General features: G+C 44.4%; 18 protein-coding genes. 13 read left to right on the top strand and 5 right to left on the bottom strand.

What is annotated here, in order from left to right; translation table 11 throughout:
• Nucleotides 1–20 precede the first annotated feature (20 nt).
• Nucleotides 21–1235, top strand: coding sequence for an L-2-hydroxyglutarate oxidase (gene lhgO, locus IQO02_RS18265; protein WP_016789975.1), 1215 nt, complete (start codon nucleotides 21–23; stop codon nucleotides 1233–1235).
• Between the two features lie 171 nt (nucleotides 1236–1406).
• Here the strand turns inward: lhgO and IQO02_RS18260 are convergent, their stop codons facing one another.
• The 5 genes from IQO02_RS18260 to IQO02_RS18240 form a co-directional block, all read right to left on the bottom strand.
• On the bottom strand, nucleotides 1407–2957 hold the full coding sequence (locus IQO02_RS18260; RefSeq protein WP_065099302.1) for a M28 family metallopeptidase: 1551 nt from the start codon (nucleotides 2955–2957) through the stop codon (nucleotides 1407–1409).
• Between the two features lie 128 nt (nucleotides 2958–3085).
• On the bottom strand, nucleotides 3086–5440 hold the full coding sequence (locus IQO02_RS18255; RefSeq protein ID WP_016785423.1) for a M4 family metallopeptidase: 2355 nt from the start codon (nucleotides 5438–5440) through the stop codon (nucleotides 3086–3088).
• Between the two features lie 561 nt (nucleotides 5441–6001).
• The gene (locus IQO02_RS18250; protein ID WP_010432049.1) at nucleotides 6002–6277 is read right to left on the bottom strand and encodes a hypothetical protein; all 276 of its coding nucleotides are present in this window, start codon (nucleotides 6275–6277) and stop codon (nucleotides 6002–6004) included.
• Nucleotides 6278–6526: 249 nt separating this feature from the next.
• Entirely contained in the window at nucleotides 6527–7834 is a 1308-nt protein-coding gene (locus IQO02_RS18245) for a sensor histidine kinase (protein WP_010432046.1), read from the bottom strand.
• Nucleotides 7835–7870: 36 nt separating this feature from the next.
• Complete coding sequence (locus IQO02_RS18240) at nucleotides 7871–8575, bottom strand: response regulator (RefSeq protein ID WP_010432042.1); 705 nt, start codon at nucleotides 8573–8575, stop codon at nucleotides 7871–7873.
• A gap of 279 nt (nucleotides 8576–8854) precedes the next feature.
• On the opposite strand from IQO02_RS18240, the gene IQO02_RS18235 reads away from it, so the two are divergent.
• The 12 genes from IQO02_RS18235 to IQO02_RS18180 all read left to right on the top strand — a co-directional run bounded on the left by IQO02_RS18235 (nucleotide 8855) and on the right by IQO02_RS18180 (nucleotide 22696).
• Nucleotides 8855–9952, top strand: a complete 1098-nt coding sequence (locus IQO02_RS18235) for a hypothetical protein (RefSeq protein ID WP_016789972.1) — start codon at nucleotides 8855–8857, stop codon at nucleotides 9950–9952.
• Nucleotides 9953–10347: 395 nt separating this feature from the next.
• Nucleotides 10348–10950 (top strand): transcriptional regulator BetI, encoded by a 603-nt coding sequence (gene betI / locus IQO02_RS18230; RefSeq protein ID WP_010432037.1) that lies wholly within the window; start codon nucleotides 10348–10350, stop codon nucleotides 10948–10950.
• A 96-nt stretch (nucleotides 10951–11046) separates the two neighbouring features.
• Nucleotides 11047–12507 carry a betaine-aldehyde dehydrogenase gene (gene betB / locus IQO02_RS18225; RefSeq protein ID WP_016768994.1) on the top strand — a complete coding sequence of 487 codons (1461 nt, stop codon included), beginning with the start codon at nucleotides 11047–11049 and terminating at the stop codon, nucleotides 12505–12507.
• Nucleotides 12508–12579: 72 nt separating this feature from the next.
• The gene (betA, locus tag IQO02_RS18220; RefSeq protein WP_010432031.1) at nucleotides 12580–14292 is read left to right on the top strand and encodes a choline dehydrogenase; all 1713 of its coding nucleotides are present in this window, start codon (nucleotides 12580–12582) and stop codon (nucleotides 14290–14292) included.
• Nucleotides 14293–14428: 136 nt separating this feature from the next.
• Entirely contained in the window at nucleotides 14429–15406 is a 978-nt protein-coding gene (locus IQO02_RS18215) for a choline ABC transporter substrate-binding protein (protein WP_016768995.1), read from the top strand.
• Nucleotides 15407–15477: 71 nt separating this feature from the next.
• Nucleotides 15478–16320 carry a choline ABC transporter permease subunit gene (choW, locus tag IQO02_RS18210; protein WP_010432025.1) on the top strand — a complete coding sequence of 281 codons (843 nt, stop codon included), beginning with the start codon at nucleotides 15478–15480 and terminating at the stop codon, nucleotides 16318–16320.
• A gap of 2 nt (nucleotides 16321–16322) precedes the next feature.
• Nucleotides 16323–17594 carry a choline ABC transporter ATP-binding protein gene (gene choV / locus IQO02_RS18205; RefSeq protein WP_016787449.1) on the top strand — a complete coding sequence of 424 codons (1272 nt, stop codon included), beginning with the start codon at nucleotides 16323–16325 and terminating at the stop codon, nucleotides 17592–17594.
• A 360-nt stretch (nucleotides 17595–17954) separates the two neighbouring features.
• The gene (locus IQO02_RS18200; protein ID WP_010432019.1) at nucleotides 17955–18437 is read left to right on the top strand and encodes a MarR family winged helix-turn-helix transcriptional regulator; all 483 of its coding nucleotides are present in this window, start codon (nucleotides 17955–17957) and stop codon (nucleotides 18435–18437) included.
• A gap of 275 nt (nucleotides 18438–18712) precedes the next feature.
• Nucleotides 18713–20128, top strand: a complete 1416-nt coding sequence (locus IQO02_RS18195; RefSeq protein WP_016768999.1) for a coniferyl aldehyde dehydrogenase — start codon at nucleotides 18713–18715, stop codon at nucleotides 20126–20128.
• A 54-nt stretch (nucleotides 20129–20182) separates the two neighbouring features.
• Nucleotides 20183–20626 (top strand): hypothetical protein, encoded by a 444-nt coding sequence (locus IQO02_RS18190; RefSeq protein WP_102282466.1) that lies wholly within the window; start codon nucleotides 20183–20185, stop codon nucleotides 20624–20626.
• A 237-nt stretch (nucleotides 20627–20863) separates the two neighbouring features.
• Nucleotides 20864–22069, top strand: a complete 1206-nt coding sequence (locus IQO02_RS18185) for an iron-containing alcohol dehydrogenase (protein WP_016769000.1) — start codon at nucleotides 20864–20866, stop codon at nucleotides 22067–22069.
• Between the two features lie 195 nt (nucleotides 22070–22264).
• Nucleotides 22265–22696 (top strand): tetratricopeptide repeat protein, encoded by a 432-nt coding sequence (locus IQO02_RS18180; protein WP_010431998.1) that lies wholly within the window; start codon nucleotides 22265–22267, stop codon nucleotides 22694–22696.
• The last annotated feature ends 88 nt before the right edge of the window (nucleotides 22697–22784 follow it).

The following is a 22784-nucleotide window of genomic DNA, read 5'->3' as shown; positions in this document are numbered from 1 at the left end:
GGATTGAATGTAGGAATATTATGAACTCAACATACGACTATATTATCGTTGGTGGTGGCATTGTTGGTGTGTCGACGGCATGGCAATTACAGCAAGCTCACCCTGATAAAAGTATCCTTTTAGTCGAAAAGGAGCGTGGCTTCGCGCAGCACCAAACTGGCCATAACAGTGGTGTGATTCACGCTGGCGTTTACTATGCTCCAGGCAGTTTAAAGGCGGATTTCTGTAGGCGTGGCGTCGAGCGAACTATCGCCTTTTGCAGCCAACACGATATCCCTGTCGAAAACTGCGGTAAGTTGTTGGTCGCAACCAATGAGCAGGAAGTCGAGCGCATGAATGCGCTCTATCAACGTTGTCATGATAACGACATTGATGTCGATTTGTTGGACCAAGCGCAACTGAAACTTGCCGAGCCTAACATCACGGGCTTGGGCGCGATGTATGTCAAAACCACCAGTATCGTCGACTACAAAAAAGTGACCGAAGTAATGGCTCAAGAGTTTGTTGAGGCGGGTGGCAAGCTCAGCCTAGGCACAGAAGTGATCATGGCGGATGAACTGGAAGATGAAGTACAGTTAACGTGCAAAGTAGATGGTCAAACTCTACAACTGAACAGCCGATTCTTGATCACTTGTTCTGGTTTGATGGCCGACAGAATGACTAGCATGCTTGGCATTGAAACCGACTTTCAAATCGTGCCTTATCGTGGTGAGTATTATCAGTTGGACGCGAAACACAACCAGGTGGTGAATCACCTTATCTATCCGATCCCTGACCCAGAACTGCCTTTCTTGGGGGTGCACTTAACACGTATGATTGATGGTTCCGTAACAGTAGGGCCAAATGCAGTTCAAGGTTGGAAGAGAGAAGGCTATGGCAAGCTGAACTTTAGTTTTAAGGACACTTGGCAGATGTTGAGATTTGCGGGCTTTTGGAAAGTGACTGCGAATAATCTGAAAACCGGTTTGGTCGAGCTTAAGAACTCGTGGTGGAAGCCGGGCTATCTAAAATTGGTCAACAAATATTGCCCGAGCATTACGGTGTCAGATTTCAAACCTTACCCAGCAGGCATACGCGCTCAAGCGGTGCTCAAAGATGGTACCTTGGTTCATGATTTCCTGTTTGCAGAAAGCCCAAGAAGCCTGCATGTGTGTAATGCGCCATCGCCAGCAGCGACCTCTGCAATGCCGATTGGTGAATACATTTGTGGCAAGGTGATCAAAAAAACGTCTTAACTGTGAATTAAACTAATGGCTTGTTTGTTCGAACAGGGCTGTTCATAGCAAGTGAAGAGCGTAGATGATAAAAAATCCGCCAGCTCCATTCTATTTAGGATCGAACTTGCGGATTTTTGGTTTTAGCCGTGTTTGCTCGGGTTAGTGGTTAGCAAGCAACTAAACTTAAAGCTAATCAGGAACAAAGTTAGCGACGATGGTGACATCGTTAAAGTTACGGTAGCCGCGCACCATGATGTTGAATTCACCCGCTGGCTTGTTCAATACACACTGCTCGTTGCTACTGTTCTGGTATGGGCGGCAATCGTAGCTTGTTTTCGATACTGTACCATTGTGTTTCACATATAAATCCGCATCACCACTACGAGAGCCTGTTAATGTCACCGTTAACTGACCTGCACTTTCCGTTGTAAATGTGAAGAACTGCTCTTCACCATATCCTGCAGTAAGCCCTTCAACAGGCACGTCATTTTGCAGCTCTTTAGAGCCTGCAACGGGCGAATCAAGGCTGGTTTCGACAAGGTAAGCAATGGCCAGTTTGGCGAACTTGGTCGCATGTGTCGCTGTTGGATCGGAGTTCTCAAGCGTGTCGTGCTGAGTATGAATGTTTGGGTTGTAATCATTGAACATGCTCTCGAATGGCATGGCGGCTGGGTAGCCAACATTGTGCCAAGAGGCGTGGTCAGAACAGGCATAGCCACAATCATCGAAACCGTAACTGATGTCGCTGGCATAGGTGTCGATCAGCTCGCTTAAGTAGGCGTTTAGGTTGCTGTCGGTATAGTCCGTGATGAAGGTGATATCGTGCGCTGAACCGTTGTAGTTGGTCATGTCTAATTGCAACACCGACACAACGTTTGCTTGCTCGTCTCTTAAAGCGTTGGCGACATCTTGTGAGCCGCGCAGCCCTACTTCTTCTGCTGCATAACCATAGAACTTAATTGTTTTGTCGGGCTGAATGCCACTGGCGATCATCAGGCGAAGCGACTCAGTTACGGTCGCAATACCAGACGCATCATCATCGGCTCCCGGTGAGATGGTGCCTTCGCTTGTCCAAGATCCAACAGTCGAATCAAGGTGTCCGCCAACAACGACGATCTCTTCAGGATATTTAGCGCCAAGCAGTGTCACTTCAACGGATTTTTGCGGATATTCGGCATGAGTGATCTGGCGTGCAGACGCATACGGTACGTCTTTAATTTCTGATTCCCAACGATCTAAAAGCCAATCTGAAGCAGCGACACCAGTAGAAGTAGTATAAAAACGGTTGGTGAAGTTGGTTAGATTTTCGATGGTCGTGACCATGTTGTTCGGCTCGACCTGAGCGAGTAGGTCGTTCACTGTGTCTTGATGGCTGATCACCGGCTTTTCGAAGGTGCTCATTGTCAGTGGCATCGCTGCGGCTTTGAGTGCGCTTGCTTTGTCTTCATGCACCATGTAGCCACCACAGCGGTGGGTTTCTTCGTGCATGTGGCTAGAGAGTTTAGCCAGCTGTTTTGCGTTGATTTTCGCGACGATGGAATGCTTGTTTCCCGTCACGCTTGGGTAAACTGTTGCGCCATGTTGAGTCATTATATGCTGTGCGTCAGCATCGGTGGTGATCCAAACTTCTTCGTTCGCTGGTGGTGTGATTCCTAGGGATGCGTAAGCCGAAGTACTGTTGATTAAGGCTAAAGAACCTCCGAGTACAGCCAAAGCTAGCATGCTTTTTTGAATAGCCATTTGTCGTCCTTTTTATGGTGAGTATTGTTGTGTTGATTGGTGTGATTTTTTTTAGTGCGTGGATGTTTCATTTTCTAAACAGATAACCGCGAAAAGGGCCCCTTGCGGAGCCCTGAATTTGCTATCGATTACTGTGCTTTAATGAAACGGTAGTGCTTGGTTTCTGAACAGATATCGCTTGAGGTACACACTTGGTACTCCACATCTACTGTGCCGTTGTGACGGAACTTGTCTACGTATGAGTTGAAGTCTGTCGCACCAACATTCTTGCCGTTACGCTTAATCACGAAGTAGTCGTTGGTGTCGTAATCCCACGTCAGCTTAACGCGAGCCTTGCCGTTCGGATTTTTGTTACCAAACTTCAGTTTTAGTGGGAAGCCTTCCGCTGAATCACCTTCAATCGTGATCGACTTGCTTGTTGATGTCGCAACACCTGCATCGTCAGTCACTGTTAGGGTAACCACGTAGTCGCCAGCTTCAGCATAGGTATAACGAGTCACTTCACCTGTTTGCGTGTTGCCATCGCCTAGATTCCATTGGTAAGAGACGATCTGACCATCGCTGTCCGAACTTGTGCTGCGCAGTTCTACTTCTTTGCCTACAACCGTGTGTTCGAAAGAAGAAACTGGCGGTACGTTAGCATTGCCAGATTCGTACGATGCTGTTAGGTTTGCACCTGCGTAATCTGAGTAACCTAGAACGTTAACCGTGTAACGACCTGCGGTTGGGTTTTCAATCACACACACTTCGTCTGTCACGGTTTCACTCTTACAAATATTTTCTTGAGAGCTTGGCGCATAATCTAGACCGACATACATATCCGGGTCACCAGTAGACACAGCAAGATCAATCGTCAGCTTGTCTTGGCCTTCTGGTACTTCGATATCGAAGTAAGTTTTCGAACCCGTTTCACCAGCGACTGCGGCTTCAACACTATTCTCAAGACGTTGATATTCCGGTTCTGGTGGAAGTGGCGGTTCGCCACAAGGTGATACACCGACTAAGTTGAACGCAGAAACCACATCTTCGGCACTGTAACCAAGGTCAGTTGCTGAGTTTTTCACACCACAAGCTCCTTGCCAAAAATCGGTGTTTTCAGACCAGTAGATTTGGTTGGCTAACACGAACAGTTCGAAGGCTTTCTTGGTGTCCCAACCTTGTGTGGTTGCTAGGTGGTAGAACGCTTTGTTGAACACGCCTGAGCTGTAATGCACGTTCAAGCCATCGTAGTATTCGGATGCGTTGTTGATAGAAGAACCATCGCGTGATGGATCGTCCATGTAACGCAGCGCGCCTTCGCCTTTGAAGATATTTCGGCCGACCATCCAGTCATTGGTGCCCTTCATGTAGTATTCAGCCGCTTCACCCGCCATATCAGAGAAAGCTTCGTTCATACCCCCGGATTGATTCGCGTAAACCAAACCTGAGTTTTGCTCAGTGAAACCGTGGCTCACTTCGTGTGCTGACACGTCTAGGCTAACAAGTGGATAGAAGAAGTTTTCACCATCGCCAAAGGTCATTGCCTTGCCGTCCCAAAATGCATTCTCGTAGTTGTTACCGTAGTGAACACGCATCATGAGTTTGAAAGAGAGTGGCGCTGTGTCGAACCAGTTCTTATACATGTCGAACACGATGTTACCGAAGTAGTGTGCATCGTTGAGCGGAGAGAAGGCTCCATTCACTTCTTTATGTTCGTTACGAGGACATTCATAGCTATACGTGGTGTCGCCATCGGTCGCACCATTTAGGTCAACGGTGACAACATTTTCCGATTCCATCACACACTCTGTGCCATTTTCTACCACATCAAGGTAGTGGTAGTCGGTACCGTATTCGTAAATGCCTGTTTTTTCGTTACCACCGGGGCCTGTTCCGATCTGTGCGTGAGCAATACCTTCCCAACGGTCGATAACTTCGCCTGTATGTGCATCAAGCATGGTGAATGGTCGAGTCGGCTGTTCTCTGCCTTCAACGAGATAAGAGACAACGTAGACTAGGCGTGTTTTGTCATGTCCTTGTTTTCCTGAACTTTGATAAATAAACAGTTCATGTTGGACGTTGTCTAAAGATTTGCTGGTTAAGCCCTGAACCTTGAGATCTTTACTCGCAAGCTCAACCGCTTGAGAGCTGTTGATCGATGGCTTAACAAAAGATCGCTCTAGGGTCGACGTTTTAAGGTAGTTGCCTTGAACAGACTTGAGTGCGCCACCTTGGACACTTTGGGTGGCATTTAGGTAGTGCCCCCAAACAGGTGTTCCCCAGATGTTCTGTTGGATCTTAACTTTGTAGATACCACGCTTTTTGAGGCTCACCTCTTTTACCATCTCAAAGCTAGAGGCATTACTGACACCTAATTGAGTATTTAACCCAGAAAAGTTAGTAAAATTGATCGGTTGATTGATTTGAACGGATTCACTTGCGTGCACAGACAAAGACATAGCGCTGGCTATAGCAACGGCAACTAAACGTTTCTTTATTTTCATTGTTATTTTCTCTTTCCATGTAAAAACAAAGACGAAAGTAACAAACTCATTACAAATAATTCACATCATTCGATCTGATTAATTAGTAGCATGGCAATGATCGCTTTTATTCATGAAACTTATATCTTGCACATTTACAGCTAGTAATCATTTCTGTTTATTTTTGAACCAATTCACCTTTTTTGTTTATAAAATGATGACACTTTTATTAAGTGTTTATTTTTCAAGAGAATTAAGTTTTTTGCGAAAATTGAACTGTGCCGCAATTTACGTGCGATGGGTTGATGGAAGGATCAATGATTTGGGGAGTTCAGTTTGAACGAAAGACTATTAAGCCGAATTTAAAGGAAATTTTGATAAGGAATTGACGACTTTTGGTCTTATTTTCTGAATTGTTAGTTACAAGAGAGTTAGCCAAGTGGAGCTTTATCTAGCACAGAGCACAAAATAAGTGGTATGAAAAAGCCAGCGACGGATAGTCACTGGCTTAGATTGTTTCAGCTTTCTAAAGCTAGCGTTTAAAGGTACGCAAGCTTTATCAAGTTGCTGTTTTTTTAAGAATTATTGCTTTTTACCGCCCACTTGAACGTAGTCGATGCCGATAATACGGTTGATGATACCCATAACAGAGCTTGTATCAGAGTTTGTTGAGCGAATTGTTTCAACCGTTGCACCTTCTGGCACTAATTCCATTGCACGATCTTGAGTGTTACCAGGAACTTGGAAACCCACAATATTGAAGCTTTCAGCGTGTGCAGTGTAAACTTCATCGTTGTGACTAATACCTGAACAACCTGCTAGAGAGATAACGCCTAAAACACACAATAACTTTTTCATAAAAATACCTTAAGAATGATTGGGAATTTAGATAGTAAGCCCATGGCTTCAACTGCTAACAAAGTGCGAGTTAACGAGTAACGGTCTACTTTGCTACTACTTAGCAGTGCTGTAATGACAAGCCATAAACGACAGTGTCATGATTATCTAGACTCAATAAGTTCATTGGGAGACAGCATCTCCCGACCGATGTTGAACATTATTCCAGAGGTGTTTTGTAGTTACTGTATGGGTTTGTCAGCTGAATCGTTACATAGCCGAATTATTACATATCTGAATGGTAATGGTGAATACGGCTCCCTTTAAAGTTTGGCTCTGGCCAACTTCCACGGTTGCGTTATGTTGAGCACAGATCTTATCGACGATAGAAAGCCCCAAACCATGGCCGCTCTTGGCTTTGTTACGCGCTTTGTCGCCAACGTAAAAAGGTTCAAACAGGCGAGCTTGGTGTTCTTGTGCCACGCCATCACCATCGTCATGTACCGCAATCTGTAGTTGATCTTGATGCACGCTAGCCTCAATCGACACCTGTGAACGCGCGAACTTCATTGCGTTACGTACTAGGTTATCTAAGGCTCGGTTAAGCAGCGTTTCATCTGCTAGTATCGAGCTAGGTTGTTCTGGCAGTGATAAGCTGATGTTGAGTTCTGTATCTTTGTTCCAGCGTGTCATCGCATGTTCAAGAAAGTCTCTTATCTCTAATGGCTGTTGTAGGTTTTCGAGGCCAATGCTATCAAGTTTGGCGTAGCACAACAGTTCGTCGACCATCTTTTCCATCTCTTCTGTGTCTTCGACGATACTTTCAACGGTGTGTTGTTGCGATTCATTGAGCGGCGTGTCTTTGAGCATTTCAGCTTGCCACTGGATACGAAATATTGGCGTGCGTAGCTCGTGAGCAACGGCATTAGTAAGTGAGCGGTTACTCTCAATTAAGCGATGAATACGGTCAGCCATTAGGTTGAAGGATTTATTGAGTGAGCCAATGGCTATGCCGCTTGAAGTCTCTGCTCGTGAAGAGAGATCCCCTTCCGCAAAGCGTAGGGTGGCGTATTCAAGTTTTTTGACCCGTCGGAAAATAATAACTAGGTGGCATAAGCCGTATAAGATAAAGCTTGCTAGGAAAAACAACCAAATGAGATCATCTTCAAGCTCGATTTTTTGCCGAACGAACGCTTCATTATCAGGTAAGTAATGGTAGGTATTATCACTGCCTGTGAGGCGAAACCATAGATCTCGTTCATCATCGTGAAAGATAAAGGTATTCGGGTTAGTACTGAAGAACTCTGAAACGGGGGTTGGTATTTCATCTTTTGGACTGAACATGACCAGTTTATTTCGTGTGGTTTCGACAAACTGATTTATCGCTTGTTGAGCTGCTTCAAGACCTTGATTTTTAGCGATGTTTTCTATCAGTTGTTGGTGGGCCGTCGCTTCGTAATCTTCCATTACATATTCGTAGTCGGTATTGAGCTGGTAGACAGAAATTTCGTAGGCAACAAGGCCGGTCATAAAGCAAACTAACAGCCCAAGCAGGGACTCCAAATAGATACGTCGCATAATCGCTCTCTTTCATTACGCTCGTATTGAGCGAGGTTAATGCCAGGCGGTCGAAACAAATAAGTAACCTTTCCCGCGAATGGTCTGAATTTTCTCTGCTGGTGTGTGATCGTCACCGAGTATCTTTCTTAGACGCACAACCTTGTTATCAATTGTCCTATCGATCCCGTCATACTCAATCCCGCGCAGTGTTTGGGTTAAATAGTCCCGTGATAACGGCGTATCTGGGTTGCTTGCCAACAACCAAAGTAGATCAAACTCGCTGTCTGTGAGTGACAAAACAGCACCTGCAAGTTCACACTTCTTGTATGTGTTTTTCAGTACGAGTTGATCAAATTGAAGGTTATCAGAGTCATCAATTGAATGAGCCACCGTTTCTTGACGGCGTAATAGTGAACGGACCCTTGCTAGCAAAACTCTTGGTTTGATTGGCTTGGTGACATAGTCATCAGCCCCTGTCTCTAAACCAGCGACATGATCAAAGTCGTCATCGCTAGCGGTGAGCATCAAGATTTTACCTTTATAGTGCGTACGCGTCTGTCGGCAGATTGTCAGCCCATCGGTTACAGGAAGCATTAAATCCAGCAATACGATGTCAGGTTGTTCGGCAAGAATGGTTTGCGCGGCATTACTGCCATCGTCCAGAACCAATACATCAAAATCTTGCGCGACAAAGTAGTCTTGCAACATTTTCTGAAGTTTCAAATCGTCTTCCACGATGATCATTTTAGGTTTTGTCATTCCATTCCCAGCCTTATCGTGTGTTTAGCTTATACGAGATTACGTGAGTGAACCTTGTTTAGTAATTAATCGCTATTGCATATTGAGTCTAATTGCTTCGCGAAAAATACCTGAGATGAATGATTAAACACTTTTTAAGCTAGTTCAATGCTGATATGAAATTAATAGGAAAATAAAAAACAATGTTCAAAAAGAACATACATACTCTTACATTCTCAAGACAGATAATTCGAGAGCTAAATAATAGAATTTCCCTATCAAATATTTTGGGAAAATGGCATGAACCACTATCAAAAGATTTTACTAGCATTACCTTTGATTCTCTTAGCGGGCTGTAATTCAAGCTCTAACTCGGGTAAAGCGGCAAACAAAGTGCAAATGAAACCTAAGGCCGATTATGTATTTTCATCGGCTAAATTGGGTGAGTTATATCAAGAGAGGCAAGATCTCCAAGAATCCATGAAACTCACCTACGATGGTGTGCTGTATGAAAATATTCAGTTTGCTGAAGACATCAGTGATAAGCAAAAAGTGGTAAGGCTAGCAAGTCGCCTAGGTCAGAGCGTTGATCTGTATCTTCCTGATGCAGGAGTCGATGACTGTGCGATTTACAGTGAGGGTAATTTTTATGACTCCTTTGATTGCGGTACTGCGTTGCGCTCTGTTTCTAATGAAACTACGTTAATTCAAACGAGCGCGACCAGTAAAAAAGCGGTTGAGCTTGAGTATCACAATGAGATGTCGCAATACGTGACGAGTCTTGGCTCTACGATTCTGAGCAAAACTAAAAATGGTAACAAAGTCACTATCATTACTTCATTTGCCTTTAACGCATTTTACCGTGATGTACTCCAGAACACTGGTGCTGTTGAGCGAATTACTTCTACTCTTGGGGTTACAACCTATTCGCAGCTTTTCGATATCGTTAAGCTATACCCAGGCAGTGAAATGATCTTGAAATTTAATAACCATATTGGTGGCAGTGCTGATGATGATATCAACATGTACACCGGTCGCATGATCAATAGCAACAATATGACCACAATCGTTACTCCAACGGGTTCGGTGTTCTCTGGCGGCACGGATCTGTTCGCGGCGGGTAACCCACGAGTTTTACAACGAGCAGATACCACCAAAGCCATTGAGCTTAATAAGCAAGTGGGCGTTCATAGCTGGGCTGAGGGTGATAAAACAGCTAAAGAATTCCCATACACCAACGAAAGCCATCTCAAGCAAGCGACCTACTTTAAAAAGGTCATGGGAGACAAAGGGATCGACTTCTACATCTTCACTTTAGATTCTGCCCCTGCTTCGGGTGAACACTGGATGACAAAGGCCGATTCTGACAAGTATGGGTTCATTACACGTATTGAGTGAGCCTAGGTAGATTCATCGCTTTAGATTTAAAGCTCCGTAAAGGTTGATAATGGTTTGGTCATTATCAACCTTTTTTTATGCACTTTTTCACTTTATATCCTTCCTGCATCAAACACTACTTTAAGGTTTTTACTCGAGGTTCTAAATATCGTTAACCTGATTGATTTTTACTCTTTTTCGCTAAAAACTTTCGACCAATAACTATCACACCTCAAATCTTTAATTGTTTTCGTTAGTGCTCTAAATGATATTTAATTTATTGTTTTATAATGATTTTTGTTGTTTTGAATGCTGTATTGTTACGAGTTTGTTTTAAATAATCATTTGAACCCTAACTAAATTTCTGTCATTTTATATTTAACTGAACGTTCAATATAAAATAAAAGGACTGAGAAATGCCGAAGGTTGGGATGCCTGACATACGTAAACCACAGCTTGTTCAAGCCACCATGACGGTGATTGACCGAGTGGGTTTACACGCCGCGAGTATTGCGTTGATCAGCAAAGAAGCGGGCGTGTCTACAGGTATCATTAATCACTATTTTGGTGGGAAACACGGTCTGCTCGAAGAGACGATGCGTGAAATCCTTCGCCAATTATCCAACACCATCACGACTTCACTAAAAGCGCTTCCTGTTGATGCTCACCAACAGAGAATAAACGCGATCATCGATGGTAACTTCGAAGGTTACCAAGCCGAAAATAAAGTCGCGAAGGCATGGTTGGCATTTTGGTCCTATTCAATGCATGACCAACAATTGAAGAGACTACAGCGTGTAAATGAAAAACGTTTGATTTCACATCTGCGTCTTGAGTTGAAAGGTATTTTGAGTCATGAACAGGCGGATCTCGTTGCTCACGGGATTGCTTCTCTGATTGATGGGTTATGGCTGAGAGGCACGTTAAACCCTGAAGGTATCGATGCTCAAAAGGCTCGTGCCATCATCAATGATTATCTTGATAAACAACTGACGTTTTACTCGTGTAACACCGCATAGAACGTGGTCGTCGCATTGCAATCATAGTACTTGAACGATAAATACTCACACATAGACCAGCAGAGTCTAATAACAATAATTAAGTCAGAATCTCAAATGGAAATGAACTCGTTATACATCGATGGCGCAGCGGTTAAAGCTACGTCTGGTGAAACCTTTGATAGTATCAACCCGGCAAACGGCGAACCTATCGCAACGTTAGGCCAAGCCTCTTCAGCGGACGTGGATAGCGCTATTGAATCTGCGAAACGTGGATTTGCGGTATGGTCAGCAATGACGGCCATGGAACGCAGTCGTATTCTTTTGAAAGCGGTAGCGATACTTAGAGCTCGAAATGATGACCTTGCAAACCTTGAGGTTGTTGACACGGGTAAGCCACTGCAAGAAGCGATTGAAGTAGATGTAGCGTCTGGTGCCGATGTGATTGAATACTTCGCAGGCCTCGCTCCTACACTTCAAGGCGATCAACAACCCCTTAGTGAATCTCAATTTTTCTACACTCGTCGTGAACCGCTTGGCATCTGTGCCGGTATTGGCGCGTGGAACTACCCAATTCAAATCGCGATGTGGAAATCGGCTCCGGCATTGGCTGCGGGTAATGCGATGATTTTCAAACCTTCCGAAGAAACCCCGCTAACGGCACTTAAGCTTGCTGAGATATTTACCGAAGCAGGCCTTCCAGATGGTGTATTTAACGTGGTTCAGGGTGACTACCGTGTCGGCCAAATGCTAACGGCTCATCCAGACATCTCTAAAGTGTCTTTCACAGGTGAAACCGGCACTGGTAAGGCTGTGATGGCGGATAGCGCTAAGACGCTTAAATCGGTGACCATGGAACTTGGTGGCAAATCGCCAATGATCGTGTTTGATGATGCGAAATTGGGTGATGCGGTTTCCGCTTCTATGGTCGCAAACTTTTACACCCAAGGTGAAGTGTGTACCAATGGTACTCGTGTTTATGTACACGAAAACATCTACAACGATTTTATCGACCAACTTAAGACACGCACTGAAAAACTGATCATTGGTGATCCAATGGACATGGAGACTCAAATTGGTGCGTTGATTTCTAAAGAGCACCTTTCAAAAGTTCTTGAAGCGATTGAGCTAGCAAAACAGTCTGGCGCAACATTGCTGACTGGCGGTTATCAAGTGACTGACAACGGGCTAGCGAACGGCAACTTTGTTGTCCCAACCGTGTTTGTGGACTGCGAAGACAACATGCCACACGTCCAACAAGAGATCTTTGGCCCTGTAATGTCGGTGTTGAAGTTCACTGATGAAGACGATGTGATTCGTCGTGCTAACGATACTAAGTACGGCCTGGCTGCTGGCGTGTTCACGCAAAACCTTTCTCGTGCTCACCGTGTTATTCATCAAATGCAGGCAGGTATTTGTTGGGTTAATACGTGGGGTGACTCACCTGCAGAAATGCCTGTTGGTGGCTACAAGCTTTCGGGTGTTGGTCGTGAAAATGGCCCAGAAACTCTACTCCACTATACGCAAACGAAGAGCATTCTTATTGAGCTAGGCGATTACGCCAGCCCTTATGCCTAACGCGTAAAACTTAATTCAACAGGCTAGCTTAAAAGAGCTAGCCTCACTGACTCATCTCAGGGAACTTAAAATATGGAACAACGCTACGATTATATTATCGTCGGCGCGGGTTCGGCCGGCTGTGTGTTAGCGGATAGGCTAACGGAAAGCGGTGAACATAGCGTTTTATTACTGGAAGCGGGTGGTACGGATAAGAGCATTTTTATCCAAATGCCAACGGCGCTTTCCTACCCGATGAATACTGAAAAATATGCATGGCAGTTTGAGACTCAACAAGAGCCAGGCCTTGATGGACGTGAACTGCACTGCCCACGCGGCAAAGTGTTAGGTGGTAGCTCATCAATCAATGGCATGGTTTACGTGCGTGGTCATGCTTGTGACTTCGACCAGTGGGAAGAAGAGGGTGCTGCCGGTTGGAATTATCAAGCGTGTTTGCCTTATTTTCGCCGTGCTGAATCATGGAACAAAGGTGGCGATCAATACCGTGGCGACAATGGCCCAGTAGGCACTTGTAACGGTAACGATATGGATCTGAACCCGCTTTACCAAGCATTCATTGATGCAGGTAAAGACGCTGGTTACCCGGAAACACAAGACTATAACGGCTACCAGCAAGAAGGCTTCGGCACCATGCATATGACGGTAGACAAGGGAGTGAGAGCCTCAACCTCTAACGCTTATCTACGTCGAGCATTGAAGCGTTCAAACCTGACCTTGAAGAAGGGCATCGTGGCGCGCCGTTTCTTACTTGAAGCACAAGACTCAACTGGCCAATCAGGTCTGAAAGCAGTCGGTGTCGAGTTTGAAAAGTCAGGCAATACTCAAGTCGCGGTCGCGAACAAAGAAGTGATCTCTTCTGCCGGTTCTATCGGTTCTGTTCAACTGCTGCAACTTTCTGGTATCGGCCCGAAAGCCGTGCTTGAAAAGGCTGGTGTAGAGCTGAAACACGAACTCAGTGGCGTCGGTGAAAACCTACAAGACCACCTAGAAGTGTACTTCCAATACCACTGTAACGAACCCATCACGCTTAACAGTAAGCTTGGTTTAGTTAGCAAAGGCATGATTGGCGCGGAATGGATTCTGACTCGTAAAGGTTTGGGTGCTACTAACCACTTTGAATCATGTGCGTTTATTCGTTCACGCAAAGGATTGAAGTGGCCGAATATTCAATACCATTTCCTACCAGCAGCTATGCGTTATGACGGTCAAGCGGCTTTTGATGGTCACGGTTTCCAAGTTCACGTTGGGCCTAACAAGCCTGAAAGTCGCGGTACGGTTGCGATCACTTCGGCTGATCCGCATGCCAAGCCAGAGATCATTTTCAACTACATCTCGACCGAGCAAGACCGCCAAGATTGGCGCGATTGTATTCGTCTGACGCGTGAGATTTTGTCTCAACCTGCGATGGACGTTTACCGAGGCGAAGAGATTCAGCCTGGTCTAAATATTACTTCCGATGAAGCGATTGATGAATGGGTTAAGCAGAACGTTGAAAGCGCGTATCACCCTTCATGTGGCTGCAAAATGGGGGCTGATAACGATCCAATGGCAGTGCTTGATGAGGAGTGCCGTGTTCGCGGTATTGATAATCTGCGTGTTGTCGACTCGTCTGTTTTCCCAACTATTCCAAATGGAAACTTGAACGCCCCAACCATTATGGTTGCCGAGCGCGCTTCCGATTTGATTCTTGGTAAGCCGATGCTTAAAGAGCAGGATGTTCCAGTGTGGATTGCTCCTGAGTGGGAAGACAAGCAAAGAACAGATAAACCAGTAAGAGAAGTGTAAGTCTCTGTTATTGAATAGAAAATAGAAAAATCAGTAATAATAAAAATAGTAACAACAAAAATTAGTTAAAAGTCAGCAAAATTGCCCTGATTAGTATGAGTTAGGGCAGAACAAGGAAAGATAAAAAGGAATCATTATGACGACTCAACATAAACAGACCGCTACAAAAACGGCATTAGTAACATTAGCCATCAGTTCATTCGCGTTCAGTGCTTACGCTAACGCTTCAGTAGAGCCACAACAATGTGAAAACGTTCGCTTTGCTGATGTGGGCTGGACAGACATTACTGCAACAACCGCCGTTACTTCTGAACTATTAAAAGGCCTTGGTTACAAAACCAAAACCGACCTACTTTCTGTACCGGTGACTTACTCTTCAATGGCGAATGGTGACATTGACGTGTTCCTAGGTAACTGGATGCCAACCATGGAAGGCGATATTGCTAAGTATCGTGAAGCGGGCACTGTAGAGACAGTTCGTGCCAACCTTGAAGGTGCAAAATACACATTAGCTGTACCTAAGTACGTATACGACGCAGGTGTAAAAAGCTTTGCAGACCTAGCAAAACATGCCGACAAATTTAAAGATCGTATCTACGGTATCGAGCCGGGTAACGATGGTAACCGCTTAATCCAATCAATGATTGATTCTGACGCGTTTGGCTTGAAAGACTTCAGCCTAGTGGAATCAAGTGAAGCGGGCATGGTATCTCAAGTATCGCGTGCGGCACGTCGCAGCCAATGGATTGTTTACCTTGGTTGGGCTCCTCACCCAATGAACAGTAATGTTGAAATGGAATACCTTGCTGGTGGTGACGACTTCTTTGGCCCGAACTATGGTGGTGCGAATGTCTACACCAACGTTCGTTCAAACTATTTGTCAGAGTGTTCAAATGTGGGGCAGCTTCTGCAAAACCTAGAGTTCACTCTAGAGATGGAAAACCAGTTGATGGAAGAGATTCTTAACCAGAAAGCTAAGCCAGAACAAGCCGCTCAACAATGGTTAATCAACAATCCACAACAAGTTGAAGCTTGGTTAGACAACGTAAAAACACATAAAGGTGAATCAGCAACTCAAGCCGTTACTGAATACCTAAAGCAAGTAAAAGCTTAGTTCTACCTATCTCAACAGCTACATAAATAATAAAGGTGAGCTTCGGCTCACCAATAATGAAAGGCAATATTGTGAATTTTATTACGGAAAACAAAATCCCTGTCGGACAATGGATGGAAGCTGGCGTTGACTGGTTAACAATCAACGCAGCAGGCTTTTTTGACGCTGTCTCTATCTTTTTAGAAACCGTTATTCTGTTTTTAGTCGATGTATTTAAGTGGATGCCTCCTGCATTACCTATTGTTATTACGGCAGCCCTTGCATGGTATCTACATCGCAAACTGTCTTTGGTGATCTTCGTCGTCGCCGCGCTTCTGACGATCCTCAACCTTGGCTATTGGCAAGAAATGCTGGAAACCTTTGTTCTCGTCTTTGCGGCGACAACGATTTCCGTATTAATTGGCGTACCGGTTGGCATTATGGCGGCTCACCGTCCTTGGCTATACACGCTGTTGCGCCCGATCTTAGATTTAATGCAGACCGTTCCAACCTTCGTTTATCTGATTCCGACTTTGGTTCTATTTGGCTTAGGTATCGTTCCAGGCTTAATCTCGACCATTATTTTCGCGATAGCCGCGCCGATTCGTTTGACCTATTTGGGGGTGACTAAAGTCCCTGAAGAGTTGATTGAAGCGGGTAAAGCCTTTGGTGCAAGCCGCATGAAGTTGTTGTTAAAAGTAGAACTTCCAGCCGCGCTTCCAAGCATCATGGCAGGCGTAACGCAGTGCATTATGTTATCACTTTCTATGGTAGTGATTGCGGCTCTTGTTGGTGCTGACGGCCTGGGTAAACCTGTGGTTCGAGCGCTAAACACAGTGAACATTTCACAAGGCTTTGAAGCCGGACTGGCGATTGTACTGGTCGCTATTATTCTTGATCGCTTGTGTAAGACACCAAACCAGAAGGAAGCTTAATCATGTCTTTAGTAAATAACGCTATGTCTCAAGAAAGCAAAGCCGTACCTCAAGAACATAAAGCGAATTCTCAAGAGCAGACTGCAGTGGACGCGATTACCATCAAAAACCTTGATGTCGTGTTCGGTAATAAAGCCAATCAAGCACTTGAACTTCTAGACCAAGGTAAAACTCGCCAAGAGATTATCGATGAGACTGGTCAAGTTGTTGGTGTGGATAATGTGTCGTTGACGGTTAAAGAGGGCGAGATATGTGTATTGATGGGTTTGTCGGGCTCGGGTAAATCTTCACTGCTTCGCGCTGTAAACGGTTTGAATGAAATTAGCCGAGGTTCTTTAGCAATCAAAGATGGCGATAAACTGGTGGACTTAGGCGAGCAATGTGACGAAGCGACTCTTCGTCACTTACGTACTCACCGCGTATCAATGGTATTTCAAAAGTTTGCACTGATGCCTTGGTTAACCGTGTTAGATAACGTGGCATTTGGTCTTGAAATGCAAGGCGTAGCCAAAGATGTTCGTCGTGAAAAGGCGCGTGAACAGTTAGAGATGGTTGGTTTAGCTGAATGGGAAACCAAATTCCCTCATGAGCTTTCTGGCGGTATGCAGCAACGTGTTGGTTTGGCGCGAGCGTTTGCGATGGACACAGACATTCTGTTGATGGATGAACCTTTCTCCGCGCTTGATCCACTGATTCGAGCACAGCTTCAAGATGAACTGCTTACATTGCAAAGCAAGCTTAATAAAACGATTTTATTCGTGAGCCATGACCTTGATGAAGCGTTAAAAATTGGTAACAACATTGCGATCATGGAATCGGGTCAACTGATCCAACACGGAAAACCAGAAGAGATCGTATTAACGCCAAAAACCGAATACGTAAAAGACTTCGTTGCCCACACCAACCCATTGAACGTACTTAAAGGTCGTTCATTAATGCAGCCTCTTGGATCATTGACACAAGAGAATGACAGTTGGAAGATCTGTGATGCAAAAGATCTATGGATTGAACTGAATGAAGGTATTTTATCTGTAAAAGGTGAATCCGCTTTGGCTCTTGTTAAGTGGAGTGAGTCTGATGACTTGACCGCAATCAACGCGTCGAGTGTTGTGGTGGCAAGCCCAGAGATCGGTATGCGTGATGCCATTAAGCTGAAACAGATCAGCAATCATCCCATTTTGCTTGTCGAAGACGATCTGTTGGTCGGGATCTTGGACAACAGTGAGTTTTACAGCGCTCTTACAGGTAATTTTCAACTTAATAATGCCGCTTAATGGTTTGAGTTGAGATAATTTGTTCTCTAAGAGATAAAATAGGTAGTGAGACAATGGTAATCTCTCTACCTATTTGATTATAAAATCTTTTTCTCTACCAATGTTTGTGATTTTGGTTACTTTTTTCTTTGTTATATAAATAAAAATCGGCTCTTATTGAGCAAAAGTGTTGGTCTGCGCAGATTCAGATGCATAGAAAAGATTGAGAATAGTATGAACATCAGTACAATGCGGAAAATTAATGAAGTAATTTATCAATTTACAGTGTAATTCGAACGCACCTGACTCAAGAGTTCAGGACATTTCATTGCTTCGATACTGTAAATCCACTCACAGTATATTAGTACAAAGGTCTGCATCTTGGACAAACATGACGAAATCCTGGTCGCTATTCGCCAAATTATTCGCGCTATCGATTTACACTCGAAAAAGCTGAGTAAAGAGTATGGTTTGACTGGCCCTCAATTAATCTTAATGAGAGCAATCCAAGAGATGGGTAATGTGACGATCAAAGAGTTGTCTAATCAAACTAATGTGAGTCAAGCAACCACGACTACAATCATCGATCGCTTAGAATTGAACGGCTATGTACAACGAGTACGTAGTGAATCTGATCGACGCAAAGTACACGCAAACCTGACTGAAAAGGGTCAAGAGTTGTTGAGCAATGCACCACCGCCGCTACAAGATAACTTCGTGAAAAAATTCCAAAACCTTGAGCCGTGGGAGCAAAGTTTACTGCTTTCTTCGATGCAGCGAGTCTCATCTATGATGAACGCAGAAGATATCGATGCTGCTCCAGTACTTCAACTTGAAGGCATTGCGAACGTAGCCAAGAGCTAACGTTAGTTTTAAATTGTATATTTAAAACAAAAACTTAAAGAATTATCAAATGGTCGCATTCAGCGGCCATTTTTGATCCCGCCATTCAAAATCTTCTAATTATCCCTCAGTTATTAGTTACGTATTTTTATTTAAACGCCCCTGATCTATTCCCAGCTTTTGAATGCCTCTTTTCTGGTATTCAAAAACGTATTGACGATTCTCTGACAATAAACTTGTGGACCGACCGGTTTGTTTTGGATTATTGTGTGCTTATATTAACCACGAGGTGATGTATGAAACATGAATTGACGGCTACACAAATGACAGAGACGTTGAAGAATATGCAGGACGCTTTTGCAGATGATCCGATGCCCACTGTGCCGGTGAGAATAGAACAGTTGCTTGCGCTGAAATCTGCTCTCATCGATTACACAGACCGTTTGTGTGTCGCGGTAAGTGAGGACTATGGTCACCGCAGTCGACAAGACACATTGGTGGCTGACATATTGCCTTGCATCGGGAATATTAATTACAGCATTGAGTGTTTGCCTCATTGGTCGACATCTTCGATTCGTCATTCGGGCCCTTTGCTTTCAACTTCTCGTATTGAAGTAGTTTATCAACCTAAAGGCGTGGTAGGGATCATTGCCCCGTGGAATTTTCCAATTATGCTGTCGGTTGGCCCGCTTATATCGGCTCTGGCGGCAGGCAATCGCGCAATGATAAAAATGAGCGAATTTACCCCAGAAACAAATCAAGTATTAAGAGCACTATTGGCGGAAGTTTTTGATGCTGATGAGGTGTGCTTGGTTGAAGGTGAGGTAGAAATCGCAGCCGCATTTTCGGCATTGCCGTTTGATCATCTTCTGTTTACGGGGTCAACCCAAGTGGGTCGCCAAGTGATGAGGTCAGCGGCTGACACGCTAACTCCAGTCACGCTAGAGCTAGGCGGTAAGTCACCGGTTATCGTTGCAGAAGACATGCCAATTGATATCGCGGTTGAGCGAATCATTTATGGTAAGAGCCTCAATAACGGGCAGGTGTGTGTGGCTCCTGACTATGTATTGCTACCTGAAGGGAAAGTTGAATCTTTCATTCAAGAGTATAAAAAACAGTACCAATTGCTATTCGATGAAGGGGTGTATTCCGAGAGTTTGACGTCCCTAATCAATCCTCGTCAATGCGACCGGATAGTGGGTTTGTTGAATGAAGAACGACAAGCTGGAACGCGAACCGTCGCTTGCCATGACGAAGCGATGGACTTAGATAACCACCGCTTGGTGACGCACCTGATTGTTGAACCAAGCCTGTCATCCAAGGTGATGAACGAAGAGATTTTCGGCCCACTATTACCCTTGATTACGTATCGCAATATCGAAGAGGCGCTCCAAGTCATCAATAGCAAACCAAGGCCGTTAGCACTCTACCTGATGAGCTTTGATTTGAGTTTACAGGGTCAGGTTAAGCACCAAGTTCATTCCGGCGGAATGTGTATCAATGACTGCGTTTTCCATTTAGCCGTTGATGATGCGCCGTTTGGTGGCATTGGTGAATCAGGGCAGGGTAATTATCACGGTAAAGAAGGTTTTCTGACTTTCTCTCATGCAAAAACAGTTTTGGAAACGGGCTTAGATCATCGAGTTAAGCATCTGTTTTCAAGAGAAGACAACGAATTAAAAGCAGCTGTGATGAGCATGCTAGGCAAGTAAGTTATACCTGATATTACGTTATTCATTATTAAAAATTTATATAAGAGGCTATTTATGTTGGAACGTTTTTTTGAAAGAACCATACAGTCGTATTTGATGATCACGGGATTCTTGACTGCCACTGCTTTTTCCACCTTTCTGGCACCGGACTGGAGCATGCAGACGTTGTTCTCGTACAACGATACGATGTTGGAAAGTAGCACGTATTTGATGGGTACATATCAGCACTGGGGCGTTATGGTCGGTTGTATCGGCATATTGTTGATGGTCTCGGCGAAGTACAAATCGCTGCGTACTTCGACTATGATTTACAGTGCATTTGAGAAGTCGATGTTTGTGGGCATATTCTTATACAACGTATGTATCAACGATTATGAGTGGTTTTACGGTTGGAGCGGTGTGTTTGCGCTCGATGGATTTGTGACTGTCTACTCTTTAGTTTACCTGTACTACTACCTCACTAGAGACAAAAGCAAGGTGCCAGCTCATCTTCGTTAATAGTTAATAGTTAATAGTTAATAGTTAATAGTTAATAAGTTGCTCATGGTGAGTCAATGACACTTATTTAATGATCACTCACTAACTTATTACTACAGCCCGCATTTGCGGGCTTTTTTCGTTTTGGGGCAATGATCCATAAAGATCTTAATTGACATATCTTTGACATTAACACTCTAGACCGACCGGTTTGTGTTGGTTATTGTTTAGTCATCAACTAGAAATGAGGTAAATACCATGACAACCAATAATTTTAACTTTCAACTTAAAACCATTGTTCATGCTCAAGAGAATGGCATTGAAAATATCCCTTCTCTTTTTGGTCGCTTAGGTGCGCAAAGAGTCGTGCTCTTTTCTGATAAAGGCTTGGAGTCTCTTGGTTTTGTTGAGCAGTTCTCGGCGTTGTTTGTAAACGAAAAGGTGAACCAGCCAGGTAATGAACAAGCAGTTCAACTTGTTGGTGTGTACACCGATATCGCGCCAGACGCGACTTGCGACAACATCAACGCTGCCATTGAGTTTGCAAACAGCGTCAATGCTGATGCGATCTTGTCTGTTGGTGGTGGCAGTGTGATTGATGCTTCTAAAGGTGTGAAATACGCATTTCATAAACAGATAGATGATATCCGTACGGTGATTGCGGGCGGCGGTCATATGGATGTGTGGCCAAACAATGAAGATATTCGAGTGCCACACATTGCGGTTCCGACAACGGCTGGCACGGGCGCAGAAGCCTCTCCGATTGCTGTTTTTTACAATGAACATGAAAACATTAAGGCAAGTCTAGTCGCGTCTGGATTGGAAGCTGATATCGCGATCCTTGATCCAACGGTGACCACTAATCTGCCTGATCATCTGACTCGTTCTACCGCCATGGATGCACTAACACACGCTGTTGAAGCGATTGTCTCGCCAATGAGTAATGCATTCACCGACGCTTACGGTATTCAGGCTGCAAAATTGATTGTTGAAAACTTACCCTTGGCATTGAAAGAGCCAGAAAACCTAACGGCACGCGGCAACCTTCTTCAAGCAAGCACCATGGCGATTTCTGCTTTCTATTCGTCTTTGGGCGGTATTCCGATTCACAACTGTGCTCATGCCTTTGGTGCGATTAGCCACATTCCACATGGCGATGCCAACACGGTATTAATGCCGGTTGTGATTGAAGCACTGCCAGAGTTCTACATGCCGAATGCGGCGAAGTTAGCTCAAGCTTTCTCTGTCGACACTACGGGAACCGATGAGATGGTTTACCAGAGAGTGTTGGATTTCTTAAATAACTTCCAAACCAGTGTCGGTGCGATGAAGCGTTTCAGCAGCTGGGACTTTGATGAGCAAGAGAAGAGCAACATTGCAGAAGCGATTGAAAAAGACATCTGTTTTCAGTTCTACCCAATCTCGAAACAGACGATTGAAACCATCATAGAGAAAGCGATTTAAGTCTCTGTCTTAATCGACTGAATGTTATGACCATTTAATTCAGTCGATGATTCACTCAACAATCATTACTCGAGAGCCAATTATGAAAATTGAAAACGTATTGCTATCAAGCTTATGCATCATCGCGCCATTCCTACTTTTCACCTAATTCATTCAACAGGGACGTCGTGAACTTTATTCCCGAGGAGGAAATAAATGCTCAATAAACGTTTAACTACCGTGATTTTGGCGGGTGTTTTGGTTGTTCTGTTTTTTGCCAAGGCAAGCTTTGGAAGCGAGAGCTTTGAGAATGAAGCCATAAATGATCAAGTACAGCAGCATCAAGATGTCGTGCAACTGTTGGATGAAGCTTACCAAGGGCAATTGGATGCCCAGCTCTCTGTCGCTTACTTATATCTGAGCGGAGATGGCGTAGAACAGAATGATGAAAAAGCCGCGGAGTGGTTCGTCACCGCAGCCAATAACGGTAGCCCTGAAGCTCAAACACAGCTTGGGTTGATGTATATCTCTGGAAGTGGCGTTCAAGCCAGCCAAGCGGAGGCTGTCACCTGGATTGGCATGGCAGCAGCTCAAGAGTATGACCCCGCGCTCGACTTATTACATTGGATGTCGCAAGCCGCGCACTAATTCAAATCCTAACTCAGGTTAATCACAGAAAGGTTAGCCTCAGAAAAAGTTATTCGCAGAAAAGTTAATTACTGAAAAAGTTAATCAC

It is taken from the genome of Vibrio sp. OPT24 (assembly GCF_015163545.1).
Classification (GTDB): Bacteria; Pseudomonadota; Gammaproteobacteria; order Enterobacterales; family Vibrionaceae; genus Vibrio; species Vibrio cyclitrophicus.
Note: the sequence above shows the minus strand (reverse complement) of the source record. Positions and strands in the feature narration are given on the sequence as shown.